The 14,497-nt window shown below is 67.2% G+C and carries 10 protein-coding genes; all 10 read left to right on the forward strand.

The window, feature by feature from the left end:
- Positions 1 to 253: 253 nt before the first annotated feature.
- Positions 254 to 1,717 carry an amidase gene (locus G554_RS0109885; RefSeq protein WP_051232855.1) on the forward strand — a complete coding sequence of 488 codons (1,464 nt, stop codon included), beginning with the start codon at positions 254 to 256 and terminating at the stop codon, positions 1,715 to 1,717.
- Positions 1,718 to 1,785: 68 nt separating this feature from the next.
- Positions 1,786 to 3,318 (forward strand): ABC transporter substrate-binding protein, encoded by a 1,533-nt coding sequence (locus G554_RS0109890; protein WP_051232857.1) that lies wholly within the window; start codon positions 1,786 to 1,788, stop codon positions 3,316 to 3,318.
- An 87-nt stretch (positions 3,319 to 3,405) separates the two neighbouring features.
- Positions 3,406 to 4,353 (forward strand): ABC transporter permease, encoded by a 948-nt coding sequence (locus tag G554_RS0109895; RefSeq protein ID WP_027587762.1) that lies wholly within the window; start codon positions 3,406 to 3,408, stop codon positions 4,351 to 4,353.
- Positions 4,350 to 5,246, forward strand: coding sequence for an ABC transporter permease (locus G554_RS0109900; RefSeq protein ID WP_027587763.1), 897 nt, complete (start codon positions 4,350 to 4,352; stop codon positions 5,244 to 5,246). The genes G554_RS0109895 and G554_RS0109900 overlap by 4 nt, the downstream gene beginning before the upstream one ends.
- Positions 5,243 to 7,081 (forward strand): dipeptide ABC transporter ATP-binding protein, encoded by a 1,839-nt coding sequence (locus G554_RS18435; RefSeq protein WP_084648460.1) that lies wholly within the window; start codon positions 5,243 to 5,245, stop codon positions 7,079 to 7,081. Before G554_RS0109900 ends, G554_RS18435 begins: the two co-directional genes overlap by 4 nt.
- 224 nt (positions 7,082 to 7,305) lie before the next feature.
- Positions 7,306 to 8,721, forward strand: coding sequence for an aspartate aminotransferase family protein (locus G554_RS0109910; protein WP_027587765.1), 1,416 nt, complete (start codon positions 7,306 to 7,308; stop codon positions 8,719 to 8,721).
- A 391-nt stretch (positions 8,722 to 9,112) separates the two neighbouring features.
- The gene (locus G554_RS0109920) at positions 9,113 to 10,438 is read left to right on the forward strand and encodes an NAD(P)-dependent oxidoreductase (RefSeq protein ID WP_211220461.1); all 1,326 of its coding nucleotides are present in this window, start codon (positions 9,113 to 9,115) and stop codon (positions 10,436 to 10,438) included.
- Between the two features lies 1 nt (position 10,439).
- Positions 10,440 to 11,819, forward strand: a complete 1,380-nt coding sequence (preA, locus tag G554_RS0109925) for an NAD-dependent dihydropyrimidine dehydrogenase subunit PreA (protein ID WP_027587767.1) — start codon at positions 10,440 to 10,442, stop codon at positions 11,817 to 11,819.
- Positions 11,820 to 11,930: 111 nt separating this feature from the next.
- Complete coding sequence (locus G554_RS15790; RefSeq protein WP_071162185.1) at positions 11,931 to 13,547, forward strand: NCS1 family nucleobase:cation symporter-1; 1,617 nt, start codon at positions 11,931 to 11,933, stop codon at positions 13,545 to 13,547.
- Between the two features lie 93 nt (positions 13,548 to 13,640).
- The gene (locus G554_RS0109935) at positions 13,641 to 14,489 is read left to right on the forward strand and encodes a nitrilase-related carbon-nitrogen hydrolase (RefSeq protein ID WP_027587768.1); all 849 of its coding nucleotides are present in this window, start codon (positions 13,641 to 13,643) and stop codon (positions 14,487 to 14,489) included.
- Positions 14,490 to 14,497: the final 8 nt, after the last annotated feature.

Genomic DNA, 14,497 nt, shown 5'->3' on the forward strand with positions numbered 1-14,497 from the left:
GTGCGGCAGGCCGGAGCCGGCTCCGGGCCGACATCAGTGAGGTCCCGCACGCTTCATTACTGTCGGTGTTGAATATTTCCTCGATGTTTCCATGGACTGTCAAGGGCGGTACACAGTGCCGGATCTGTTACGCGGACGCGCTCGCACGGAAACCCTTCAGAAATTTTCAACCACGAGGGTAACGAAAAAGGATGCCGGTGGATCTGGTCCTCCCCGGCATCTCCAGGACGGCAGAGTGGGAGTAGGGGAGCCGATGAGTGGAACTGGCACGGTGAGTACCCAGGCGGGCGAGCTGAGCGGGATGAGTGCTGTCGATCTGGTGGCCGGCTACCGCGACGGGTCGCTCAGCCCGGTCGAGGTGGTCCAGGACGGGTTGGCCCTGATCGAGGATGCCGACCCCACCCTGCACGCCATGGAGAGGCTCTATCCCGACCGGGCGCTGGCAGCCGCGAGGGCCTCCGAGCGGCGGTACCGTGACGGGACGCCGATCTCCCCGGTCGATGGGGTGCCGGCCACCATCAAGGAGAACCAGCAGGTCACCGGGGATCCGAACCAGTGGGGCTCGGCCGCCGTCGACCCGGTTGCGGCCCAGCAGAACTCGCCTCTGGTCGACAAGCTGCTGGCCGCCGGGGTGCCGATCCTGGGGCGCACCGTGATGCCGGAGCTGGGGATGCTGTCGTCCGGGCTGTCGACCCTCCACCCGATGGCGGTCAATGCGCAGAATGCCGCCTGGAACCCCGGAGGATCGACCGCCGGAGGGGGTGCCGCGGCGACCGCCGGGTACGCCCCATTCAACTTCGGCAGCGACATCGGGGGCTCGGTGCGGCTGCCGGCCTCCTGGAACGGTTGTGCCGGTTTCAAGCCGACCTTTGGCAGGATCCCCGTCGATCCGCCCTACTTCGGCCGCCACATCGGCCCACTCGGTCGTCATGTCGCCGACTTCTCGCTGGTGATGACATCGTGCACCGGTCCGGACTACCGGGACCCCTACAGCCTGCCGGCCCAGGATCTGCCGTGGACCACCGCCGCCCCCTTCGACCCCAGGGGAGCCCGGATCGGTCTGGTCCTGGACGTCGGCGACGGCGCCGAGGTCGACCCCGAGGTGAGAGACGCCGTCGCGGCGGCAGCCGGCCTCTTCGAGGCGGCCGGGGCCGTCGTCGAGGAGATCGCCCCCTACCTGGAGCCGGGAGAGATCACTCTCATCGACCTGTTCTGGCGGATCGGCCACTGGAACGACTACCGGAAGATGGATCCCGAACGGCGCAAGCTGATGCTGCCCTTCATCTCCGAGTGGTGCCGGGCGGGGGCGGGGATCGACGGTCCGCAGGCCGTCCACAGTGCCGACGAGCAGCTCAGGATGGCCCGTCGTACCATCGCGGTGACGCACCCCTATGACATCATCCTGTCCCCGGTCTCGCCAGGACCGACCTATCCGGCGGAGTGGCCGATGCCTTCCAATGACGTCCACGACCCGATGAGCCACATCGGATTCTGCGTGGTCTACAACATGTCCGGTCAGCCCGCCGTCTCGGTCAACTGCGGATACACCCGCGACGGGCGCCCGATCGGCCTGCAGGTGGCTGCGGCCCGCTACCAGGATGTCCTGGCGCTGTCGGCCGCCTCCTTCTACGAGGCCAACCGGCCGGCCGCCGCCCAACGCCCCTGGCCACGAATCTGGGAGGATGCCGCCGGTTCCTCCTCCACTCCCACCGACTAGGTCCCACCGGCCGAAGGCCATCAGCGGTACGTCCGACAGGGCACAGCCCTCAGGAAAGGAAACACCCCATGCAACTCACATCTCGCAGACATTTCCTCGGACTGGTCGGTCTGGGTGCAGCTGCAGTCTCCCTGTCGGCCTGCAGCGCCGGCGCTCCGACCTCCAACAGCTCGACCTCCGGCTCGGCCGGCGGGTCCTCCACCGCGACCCTGAAGGTGGGCTTCGCGGCGATACCCCAGAGCCTCGACTTCACCACCACCGCCGGTGCCGCCATCATCCAGGCCCTGGTCGGCAATGTCTACGAGGGTCTGGTCCAGCTGGCCGATGACGGTTCCATCAAGCCACTGCTGGCCAAGTCGTGGAAGATCAGTGACGACGGGTTGAGCTACGACTTCACCCTCCAGGAGGGGGTCACCTTCCACAACGGCACCACGTTCGACGCCGAGGTCGTGAAGTTCTCCCTGGAACGGATCCCCAAGTGGACGGCCAACACACCCGGCAATCTGGCCGCCATCGACCATGTCGACGTCGTCTCGGCCAGCGAGGCGAAGGTCGTCCTCAAGCAGGCCGACTTCTCCGCCCTGTTCTGGTTGGCCGGCCCGCTCGGTGCGATGTTCGACAAGGGAGCGATCTCGGCGCTGTCGACCAAGCCGGTGGGCACCGGGCCCTTCACCTTCGGCTCCTACGCCCGAAACTCCAAGATGATCCTCGACCGCAACGACTCCTACTGGGGTACCAAGGCACTGGTGAGGACCGCCGAGTTCGACTACTTCGCCGACGCCACCGCCGCCGCCAATGCGCTGCGCTCGGGCGGGGTGGACGCCCTCTACCAGGCCGAGGCGCTCGACCAGGTCGCCTCCTTCCAGAGCGACTCCAGGTTCGAGGTCACCAAGGGCACCACCCAGGGTGTCGTGGTGATGTCGATGAACACCATGAAGGGGCTGTTCAGCAATCCCAAGCTGCGCCAGGCCGTGATGTACGGGGTTGACCGCAAGGCTGTGCTGGCCGCCGCCGCCAGCGGCTACGGCACCGTCCTCGGCGGACCGGCGGTGCCGACCGATCCGTACTTCGTCGACTACGCCGACAAATATCCCTTCGACGCCGCGAAGGCCAAGCAGCTGGTCGCCGAGTCCGGCGTCACCGATCTCAACGTCAACTTCACCGTGCCGGTGCGGCCCTACGCCCAGGCCGTCGCCCAGGTCGCCCAGCAGCAGCTCAACGCCATCGGCTTCACCGTCAAGCTGGTGCCCCAGGAGTTCCCGGCCGTCTGGCTGGACAAGACGCTGACCCAGCACCAGTTCGACCTGACGGTGACCAACCACGTCGAGCCCCGCTCGGTCACCAATTACGCGAACCCGAAGTACTACTGGTCCTACGACAACGCGGCTGTCCAGAAGCTCTTCGCCGACGCCGCTGCGGCCAAGGACGATGCGGCCTTCGTCGATGACACCAAGAAGGCGGTCGCCCAGATCGTCACCGATGCGCCCGGCAACTGGCTGTACAACCCGCCGAACATCGTCATCACCCGCAAGGGGGTCAGCGGGTTCTCGAAGAATTACATGGGGGTCGGCATCAACCTCGCCGGGGTCTCGGCCAGCTGAGCCGATCCCGGTCCGGGTACGGGGTCGCGACCCCGTCCCCGGACCGGCCGGTGGCCCTGATGCGTGCCCCCAACGACAGGAGTTCAGATGGCAGTCAATCTGCTGAGGCGGATCGGGATCTTCATCCTGACCGCCTTCGTCGCCTCGATACTGGTGTTCCTGCTGCTCAGCGTGGTGCCCGGCGACCCGGCCCGCGCCCAGCTGGGCACCGACGCCAGCCAGGCCGAGGTCGACGCCCTGCAGCAGCGGCTCGGCCTCAACCGGCCGGTACCGCTGAGATACCTGTTATGGCTCGGTGGGCTGCTGCACGGTGATCTGGGCACCTCATTCGTCACCCGCCAGTCGGTGACCCCCGAGGTGATGAACGCCCTCCAGGTCTCCCTGCTGCTGGTGGTGGCCGGCATGCTGGTGGCCGTCATCATCGCCATCCCACTCGGCACCATGTCGGCGATGCGTCAGGGCAGGGCCGACGGGGTGGTGCTGTCCGCCCTCTCCCAGATCGGTATCTCCATCCCCAACTTCCTGATGGCCCTGCTGCTGGTGGTGGTCCTCGCGGTGAGGTGGGGGGTGGCCCCGGCCTCCGGATGGGTCGCCCCGGCGATCAGCCCCGGTGGATTCCTGGCCCATCTGATACTCCCGGCACTGGCGCTGGGGATCGTCCGCGGTGCCATCCTCAGCCGCTACACCCGTTCGGCGGTGCTCGACATCCAGCGCGACGACTTCATGCGGACCGCACGGGCCAAGGGCCTCACCTCGGGCAGGGCGCTGTGGCGTCACGGTCTGCGCAACGCCCTGATCCCGGTGGTGACGGTGACCGGCGTCGAGTTCTCCGGACTGCTGGTCGGTGCGGTGGTCATCGAGACCGTCTTCGTCATCCCGGGGCTGGGCTCGCTGCTGCTGCAATCGGTGGCCAACCGTGACATGGCCGAGGTGCAGGCGGTCGTGATGGTCATCGTCTTCATGGTGCTGCTGATCAATCTGCTGGTCGACCTCGCCTACACCATCATCGACCCACGTCTGAGGAGTGCCCGATGAGTGCCCCGACCTCCTCCGAGCCGACGTCGACCGCGCGGCCGCCGGCAGCGGCTGCGGCCACCGCTCCGGCGCGCCGGGGCGGCAGGCTCAATGCGATGCTCATCACCGGTGCGGTGATGGTGGGCGTGGTGGTGCTGATCTGCATCGTCTCCTTCCTCTGGACGCCGATGAGCCCGGTCGCGACCGACCCGATCGATCGGCTCCAGGCCGGCTCGGCCGCCCACTGGCTGGGCACCGACGGGCTGGGCAGGGACGTCACCAGCCAGCTCATCGTCGGATCCCGGATCCCGCTGCTGGTCGGTGTGGTGGCCGTGCTCATCGCCCTGCTGCTCGGCGTGCCGTGGGGGATCCTGGCCGGCATGGCGGGCCGTCCCGGCCAGTGGTGCATGCGCTGGAACGACATCGTCCAGGCCTTCCCGCCGCTGCTGCTGGCCGTTGTCTTCGCAGCTGTCTTCGGGGCCAGCACCTGGAGTGCGATGCTCGCCCTGGGGATCGGCTTCGCCCCTGGATTCGCCCGGGTGACCCGATCGGGCACCATCCAGGTGATGAGCCGGGAGTACGCGGTGGCGGCCAGGGCCGCCGGGCGCGGCCCGCTGTTCACCGCGATCCACCACGTCGTCCCCAATATCCGCAGCATCGTCATCGTCCAGGCCACTGTCACCTTCGCGCTGGCGGTACTCAGCGAGGCGGCGCTGTCCTTCCTGGGGCTGGGCACCCCGGCACCGACGCCGTCCTGGGGCCGGATGCTTCAGGAGGCGCAGGCCTACATCTACAACCGGCCCACCCTGATCCTGTGGCCAGGTGTCGCGATCGCCTGGACGGTGCTGGCCTTCAACCTGCTCGGAGACGGGCTGCGCGACCAACTCGACCCCCGGATGAAGGAGCGGCGATGACCCTCAGCGGCAATCCCTCAGGAGCCCCACTCGAGCCGGACACTCGAATCGATCCGGGCGGCTCACAGCCGACGCCGGTGCTGACCGTTCGCGACCTGCGGGTCGGCACCGCCCACACCGAGATCCTGCACGGGCTGAACCTCACCATCAACGGCGGCGAGCGGGTCGGGCTGATCGGGGAGTCCGGCTCGGGCAAGTCGATCACCTGCCTGTCGGCGATGGGGCTGCTGCCCGACAACCTGTCGACCGGCGGATCGATCCGGCTGGCCGGGATCGAGGAGAATCTCCTGGAGATGCCGGAGGCCGCCCTCGCGCCGCTGCGCGGATCGCGGATGTCGATGGTCTTCCAGGAGCCGATGACCGCCCTCAACCCGCTGCAGAGGGTGGGCCGTCAGGTCGCCGAGGTCATCGACATCCACGGTCACGGACAGTCCCATCAGTCCTCCTCCGCACGGGCCGTCGAACTGCTCGACAGCGTCGGGATCCCCGATCCGGGTCGTGCCGCCCAGGCCTTTCCCCATCAGCTGTCGGGGGGCCAGCGCCAGCGGGTGATGCTGGCGATGGCGATGGCCAACACCCCCGACCTGCTGTTCGCCGACGAGCCGACCACCGCCCTGGACGTCACCGTCCAGGCCCAGGTGCTGGAGCTGATGCGTCGCCAGGTGCGTGAGGCGGGGTCCAGCCTGTTGTTCATCACCCACGACCTGGCGATCGTCGCCGAGATCTGTGAGCGGGTGCTCATCATGCGCCACGGCGAGCTGGTTGAGCAGGGCCCGATAGACCGGGTCTTCTCCGACCCGCAGCACCCCTACACCAAGGCCCTGCTGGCGGCCTCCGGTCTGGAGGTCAACCCGAGCACCGGGCGGCTGGTGACACTGGCCGACCTCACTGCCGGGCCGGTGGTCGACCCGCAGCCAGGCAGCGAGGGCGAGGCCGCGCCGAGAGATCCGGCGGACCGGCCCGAGCGGACTCCTTTCAGGATTCACGAGAGCCTTCCCGATGGCCACCAGGGCACCATCGTGTTCAACCGGGCTCCGGCCAGCTCGGGACTGGCGCCGGCCATGGTGCAGGTCACCGAGCTCACCAGGACGTATCTGCGGCCGGGACGCGGTCTCAAGGGTCCGACCAAGGTCCCCGCGCTGCGCGGCGTCTCCTTCGACGTGCGCGAGGGCCAGCACTTCGGGATCGTGGGGGAGTCGGGGTGCGGCAAGTCCACCCTGCTGCGGATGCTCACCGGATTGGAGCGGGACGGCAGCGGGTCGGTCCAGATCGGCGGTCGGGAGGTGGTCGGCCAGCGCGAGCGCAACCTGAGATGGCTGCGTCAGGAGGTGCAGATCGTCTTCCAGGATCCGATGGGTTCACTCGACCCGAGGATGCGCGTCGAGGACATCGTCACCGAGTCGCTGATCGGGGTGCCCCGGTCGGAACGCCGCGAACGGGCCCAGAAGATCCTGCTGGACGTCGACCTGCCCGCCGACGCGGTGGACCGCTATCCCCACGAGTTCTCCGGGGGTCAGCGACAGCGGATCGCGATCGCCCGGGCGCTGGTCAACTCGCCGCGCATCCTGGTGGCCGATGAGGCGGTCTCGGCCCTGGATGTCTCGGTCCGGGCCCAGGTCCTCAACCTGCTCTCCGACCTGGTCGATGCCTACGGTCTCACCCTGCTGTTCGTCTCCCATGACCTGCACGTGGTGCGCCACGTCTGCGACACGGTGGCGGTGATGAAGGCCGGCCGGATCATCGAGTGCGGCCCCACCGATGAGGTCTACGACTCCCCGCAGCACCCCTACACGGCCTCCCTGATCCGGGCGGTGCCCACCCTCCAGGTGGCCTGACCGGGTCCGGTGCCGCCCGGCCGGGTCCACGGCGTCACCCAGGTGTGTGTGGACGGTAACGGTGCAGAAATATTCAGAACCGACAGTAATGAATGTCGGGAGCGGGACCGCACCAGGCCCTCACCTCCCAGAACGGCGAAGCGCAGACCATGCCGGTGTGCTGGTCATCCCGGCGCCGCGGCGTCAGTCGGACCCACGCAGGACAGAACCGGAAGAAGGCATCGATGTCCACCACGATGAGCAGCGAGACCGAAATCAGCAACGAGACCCCGGCCGAGCGGATCGTCGGCTGGGAGGAGGACTGCGGTGCGGCTGCGGTCGGCCATGACCTGAGCGGTGCCGATCTGGACGCCGCGGTGATCGAGGCCGATCACTCCCGGGTCTTCCACTCCTGGAGCGCCCAGGCCCACCTGCCCTCCTTCTCGGTGGCGGGCGGCTCGGGAGCCAGGCTGTGGGACTACGCCGGTAACAGCTGGATCGACTTCTCCAGCCAGCTCATCAACGTCAACATCGGCTACCAGCATCCCCGCGTGATCGCCGCGATCCGCAAGCAGGCCGAGGTGATCACCATGATCGCCCCCTCGACATCCAACAAGCAGCGCGCCGAGGCCGCCGGCAAGATCCTGGAGCATGCCCCGGAGGGATTCGAGAAGGTCTTCTTCACCAATGCCGGAGCCGATGCCAATGAGAACGCGATGCGGCTGGCCCGGCTCTACACCGGCCGCGACAAGATCATCTCCCGGTACCGCTCCTACCACGGCAACACCGGTGCGGCGATCGTGGCCACCGGTGACTGGCGGCGGATCCCCAACGAGTTCGCCCGTGGGCACGTCCACGTCTTCGGCCCCTATCTCTACCGCTCGGAGTTCTGGGCCACCACCCCCGAGCAGGAGTGCGAGCGAGCCCTGGAGCACCTGGAGCACACCGTGATCGCCGAGGGCCCCGAGACGATTGCCGGAATCCTGCTGGAGTCGGTGCCCGGCACCGCCGGCATCATGGTTCCCCCGCCCGGCTATCTGGCCGGCGTCCGCAGGATCGCCGACAAGTACGGCATCGTGATGATCTGCGACGAGGTGATGGCCGGTTTCGGCCGCACCGGTTCCTGGTTCGCCTTCCAGAAGCAGGACGTCGTCCCCGACCTCATCACCTTCGCCAAGGGGGTCAACTCCGGATATGTGCCGGCCGGCGGGATCATCCTCAGCTCGAGGATCGCTCACTCCTTCGACGACCGGGTCTTCCCCGGCGGCCTGACCTACTCCGGTCACCCGCTGGCGATGGCGGCGATCGTCGCCACCATCACCGCGATGGAGGACGAGGGGATCGTCGAGAATGCCGACCGGATCGGTGAGAAGGTCCTGGGGCCCGGGCTCGGCGCGCTGGCCTCCAACCCGCTGGTCGGGGAGGTGCGCGGCACCGGCGTGTTCTGGGCCGTCGAACTGGTCGCCGACAAGTCCACCAGGCAGCGGCTGGACGGATCGCGGCTGGCCGCGATCTCGGCCCGCTGCCAGGAGCTGGGGCTCATCCTGCCGGTCCACGACAACCGGATCCACGTCGTCCCGCCCTGCGTCATCACTGCCGACGAGGCCTCTCGCGGGATCGAGATCCTCGGCACGGCGCTCGCCGAGGAGGCCGCCAAGTAGCACCGCCCACACCATCCCACCGCTCCACCGGCGAGGGCCGGGGCTCCACAGGCCCCGGCCCTCGCCGTCTCCGGTGGGTCCTCCGGCCGATCTGTCACAAGGGCGTGGACGTCTGGTAACCGAGCGGAAATATTCAACTCCGACAGTGTGTAGCAGAGGATCTCAATACCGGCGAGAGTTATGTGTGGCAGCAGGGCTGTCAATGAGAGAAGGCATGAATGTCATCCACGATGAGCAGTCGGATCGAACGCCAAAATCGAGGCCTTGATCAGGACTGGGCCGTCCTGAGTATCTCTCTCAGAGGCCCGCGCGACGCACCCACCGATGCCGACGACGGCATGTCGGGACGGCTCTGTGACCGCCATGATGCGGTCGCCCCGGAGGGTGCACTGTGACTGTCCGCAATCCTCCCGAGCTGCCGGAGCTCGGATCGGCCATGACCACCCCGCAGGCCGTCATCGAGGCTCAGCGATGCCTCTACTGCTATGCCGCCCCGTGCCAGCAGGCCTGCCCCACCCATATCGAGATCCCCACTTTCATCCGGCGGATCTCCAACCATGACGACCGGGGCGCGGCCCAGACGATCCTGGATGCCAATGTGCTGGGGGCCAGCTGTGCTCGGGTCTGTCCGGTCGAGGAGCTGTGCGAGGGCGCCTGCGTGCTCAACGACACCGAGGACCCGATCCAGATCGGACGCCTGCAGAGGTACGCCACCGACACCTTCAGCGCCAGCGGTCTGCCGATCATCGAGCCGGGCCCCGACACCGGCAGAAAGGTCCTCATCGTCGGATCCGGCCCGGCGGGACTGAGCGCTGCCGCCGAGCTGCGGCGGGAGGGACATCGGGTGGTGATCTGGGAGTCCCGCCAGCGGGCCGGCGGGTTGTCGACCTACGGCATCCTGCCGATCCGCGAACCCTTGCAGATCGCCCAGCACGAGGTGGACGAGGTCGCCCGAAGCGGGGTCGAGATCCTCACCGGTCACCCGCTGAGCTCGCATGCGGAGCTGATCGACGCCAGCGCCGAGTTCGACGCCGTGCTGCTGGCCACCGGGCTGGGCGCCACCACGCCGCTCGGGCTGGACCATGAGGAACTGGCCCTCGACGGACTGGACTACATCGCCACCGCCAAGCTGGATCCCGACTCCCTTCCCCGGTTCGGCCGGGTGGCGGTGATCGGGGCCGGGAACACCGCCATCGACGCGGCCACCATCGCCCAGCGGTTCGGCTCCCGGACCGTGATCGTCTACCGGCGCGGCGAGCAGCAGGCGCCCTGCTACCCGGCCGAGCGCCAGTTCGCGCTGGCCGAGGGGATCACCTTCAGCTACCTCTCCCAGCCGGTCGGGGTGGTGGCCGACCAGGGCGTGGTCACCGGTGTGAGATGCCTGCGCACCGCGCTGGGGCCGACCGACCTGTCCGGTCGTGCCTCCTTCGCCACGGTGCCCGGCTCGGACTTCGTGATCGGCTGCGATGCCGTGATCAAGGCCAATGGTCAGGGCAGGCCCCAGGACTCGATGGGTGATCTCGAGATGGCCACCAGTCGCGGGTTCATCGCCGTCGACGCCGACTACGCGACCTCGATCCCAGGTGTCTGGGCCGCCGGCGACGCGGTGCGCTCGGTGGGCCAGGCCAGCACCGTGATGGCCGTCCAGGACGGCACACTCGCCGCCCGTTGCATTGACCGGGCCCTGATGGGCGTCACCGGCCGGAAGGGAGCCTGAGATGGCTGATCTGACATCGACCTTCTGCGGGGTCAGCGCGCCCAACCCGTTCTGGCTGGCCTCCGCACCGCCCACCAACTCGGCCTACCAGATCAACAAGGCCTTCGAGGCCGGCTGGGGAGGTGTGGTGTGGAAGACCATCGGCGCCCCGGTGCTCAACATCTCCAACCGCTACGGATCGCTGCGGCACGAGGGCCGCCAGCTGGTCGGGATCAACAACATCGAGCTGGTCTCCGACCGCAGCCTGGACATCAGTCTCAAGGAGATCGCCGAGGTCAAGAAGGAGTGGCCCGACCGGGCGGTCTGGGTCTCGGCGATGGTCGACGCCAGCCCGAAGGCCTGGCGTGAGATCGTCGACGCCATCGAGCAGACCGGCGCCGACGGGATCGAGCTCAACTTCGGATGCCCCCAGGGGATGTCTGAGCGGGGCATGGGTGCGGCCGTCGGCCAGGTCCCCGAACTGTGCGGCCAGAACACCGCTTGGGTGCGCGAGTGCACCAGTCTTCCGGTGATCTCCAAGCTCACCCCCAATGTCACCGACATCAAGGAGCCGGCGCTGGCGGCCCTGCAGGCCGGTGCCGATGCGCTCAGCCTGATCAACACCATCAACTCGATCGCCTCGGTCGACCTGGACACCGTCCATGTGCTGCCCGATGTCGGCGGTCGCGCCAGTCACGGTGGCTATGCCGGCCCCGCGGTGCGCCCGATCGCGTTGTACATGCTCTCGGAGCTGATGACCGATCCCAGGATCGCCGGCTTCGGCAGGCCGATCAGCGGCATCGGCGGAGTGCAGAGCTGGCAGGACGCCGCGGAGTTCCTCTGTCTGGGCGCCTCCTCGGTGCAGGTCTGCACCGCGGCGATGCACTACGGCTTCCGGATCGTCGGTGACCTGATCTCCGGACTGTCGAACTGGATGGATGAGCACGGCTTCGCCACCATCGAGGACTTCCGCGGCAGGGCCCTGGCGGGGCTGGGCACCTACAACGACCTGGATCTGTCCTACAAGGCGGTGGCCCACATCGACCCGGCGAGGTGCATCACGTGCAATCTGTGCTGGGAGGCCTGCGAGGACACCGCTCACCAGTGCATCGACCTGGTGACTCCCGATGGCGAGGTGGTGCGGGCCGGCATCGACGAGTCCGTCAGTGGTGCCGCGAGCCGGCTGGGTCGGCCCCTCCCGCAGGTCCGGGAGGCCGATTGTGTCGGATGCGCGCTGTGCGCCAACGTCTGCCCCGTCGATGACTGCATCACGATGCAGACCCGAGACTCCGGCCGAGCTCCGGTGACCTGGCAGCAGATCACCGCCGAGCGGCCGGAAGTGACCGACAACTGGCTGGCCATGGATGCCTACCGGGACGAGGTGGGAATTCATATTCACTAGCATTCCCTTGCCATTCCCATCACATTGACAGCTGTTGACATTCGGATTCCATCGGCATCAATGCCTTCATTCCCAGAAGGCGACCCCAGACCCTCCCAGAAAGGCTCAGTCATGAGCGTCACAAGACAAGGCTACGGCCAGCTGATACATGAGGACGGACGCGTTTCCGTCGACGACGTCAGCACCCTGGCCGACTCCACCCTCGCCAATCGCGACCTCGACCCGGTCCCGATCGAGAAGCGAACCTGGGGCACCTACAACTTCACCGCGCTGTGGGTCGGCATGGCCCACAACATCCCCTCCTGGACGCTGGCCTCCGGTCTGGTGGCCATCGGGATGGACTGGAAGCAGTCGGTGCTGACCATCGTGGTCGCCAACATCATCGTGCTCATCCCGATCCTGCTCAATGGCCATGCCGGCACCAAGTACGGCATCCCCTTCCCGGTCTTCGTGAGGTCCTCCTTCGGTGTCCGCGGGGCCAACCTTCCGGCCATCCTGAGGGCCCTGGTCGCCTGTGCCTGGTTCGGCATCAACACCTGGATCGGCGGCTCCGGCATCTACCTGCTGGCCGGCAAGCTGATCGGCAACTGGTGGGTCAACGCCGCGGCCGTCGGCGGCCACCCGTGGACGATGTGGTTCTCCTTCGCGGTCTTCCTGGCCCTGGAGGTCTTCATCATCCTGCACGGGATGGAGGCGGTGCGGAGGTTCGAGAACTGGGCCGCCCCGGTCGTCATCGCCGCCGCGCTGGCACTGCTGATCTGGATCACCGTCAAGGCCGGCGGCTTCGGCAGCATCCTCAGCGAGCCCGGCACCCTGCACGGTGCCGCCTTCTGGAAGGTCTTCTTCCCCTCCCTGATGGGCATGATCGGGTTCTGGGCCACCCTGAGCCTCAACATCTCGGACTTCACCCGTTTCGGCGGTTCCCAGAAGGCTCAGATCAAGGGCCAGGCGCTCGGCCTTCCCACCACCATGACGCTGTTCGCTCTGCTGTCGGTGCTGGTCACCGCCGCCGGTGAGCGGGTCTGGGGCACCGCGATCTGGGATCCCATCGAGCTGACCGCCAAGATCGAGAACCCGATCGGCATCCTGGTCGCGCTGTTCACCGTTCTGGTGGCCTCGCTGTCGGTCAACATCGCTGCCAACCTGGTGAGCCCGGCCTACGACTTCGCCAATGCGCTTCCGAAGTACATCACCTTCAAGCGCGGAGCCATCGTGGCCATCATCATCGGTGTCCTCATCCAGCCCTGGCGCCTGATTGCCAACCCGGACATGTACATCTTCACCTGGTTGGGCTTCTACGGCGGCATCCTCGGACCGATCGCCGGCATCCTCATCGGCGACTACTGGATCGTGCGCCAGAAGTTCCTGGTGGTTCCCGACCTGTACTCCTCCCGCAAGGACGGCGCGTACTGGTTCACCGGTGGCTGGAACTGGCGCGGAGTGGTCACCCTCGTGGTGTCTGCGCTGCTGGCCATCGGAGGGTCCTACTCCGGGGTCGACGCCAAGGGTGTCAAGAGCGGCCCCTTCCCGGTCGACGGCCTGATCCCCTTCCTCAAGCCGCTGGCCGATTTCGGATGGCTGATCGGCATCATCGCCGCGATCGTCCTGCAGGTGGCCTTCAACAAGATCTTCCCGCCGGCCCATCTGAAGGACTCGCTGCTCGATGAGTCCAGGCTGACGGTCCCCGAGCCGGTCGGCCCGAGGAATGTCCCCGACACCGTGGCCTGATCGTCCACACCCTGGCAGGCGGCCGCTGGGAAGCGGCCGCCCCAGGACCTGCCCCGAGAGTTTTGTACCGCAACAGATAAGGAATCTCGAACAATGTCTGTAGTGAAAGCAGCGATCACCCAGTGCACCTGGACCGGTGACAAGCAGTCGATGATCGACAAGCATGTCTCCTACGTCGAGAAGGCCGCCGCCGAGGGCGTCCAGGTGATCTGCTTCCAAGAACTGTTCTTCGGGCCCTACTTCGGCATCGTCCAGGACAAGAAGTACTACGACTACGCCGAGTCGATCCCCGGCCCGACCACTGACACCTTCTGCGAACTGGCCAGGAAGTACCACATGGTCATCATCCTTCCGATCTACGAGGAGGAGATGACCGGGGTGTACTACAACACCGCAGTCGTCATCGACGCCGACGGTTCGATTCTCGGCAAGTACCGCAAGTCCCAGATCCCGCACGTGAACGCCTTCTGGGAGAAGTTCTACTTCCGCCCCGGCAACACCGGCTTCAAGGTGTGGAACACCGCCGTCGGCAAGGTCGGCGTCTGTATCTGTTACGACCGTCACTTCCCGGAGAGCTGGAGATGCCTGGGACTGGCCGGAGCGGAGATCGTCTTCAACCCGAACGCCTCGGCCCCGGGCCTGTCGAACCGGCTGTGGGAGCTGGAGCAGTGCGCCGCCGCCGGTGCCAACGGCTACTTCGTGCTGGTGCCCAACCGGGTCGGCTTGGAGTCCGACGAGTTCGGCGAGGAGGCGGTCGACTTCTACGGCAGCTCCTTCGTGGCCGACCCGCGCGGCAACTATGTCGGTGAGGTCGGTTCCACCGACACCGAGGAGATGCTGGTGCGCGACCTGGACCTGGACATGATCGAGGACACCCGCCGTGACTGGCAGTTCTACCGGGACCGTCGTCCCGATCTCTACTCCCCGATCGTGGCGGGCTGAGGCGGCAT

The organism is Acidipropionibacterium thoenii DSM 20276, from assembly GCF_000423445.1.
GTDB classification, from domain to species: Bacteria; Actinomycetota; Actinomycetes; order Propionibacteriales; family Propionibacteriaceae; genus Acidipropionibacterium; species Acidipropionibacterium thoenii.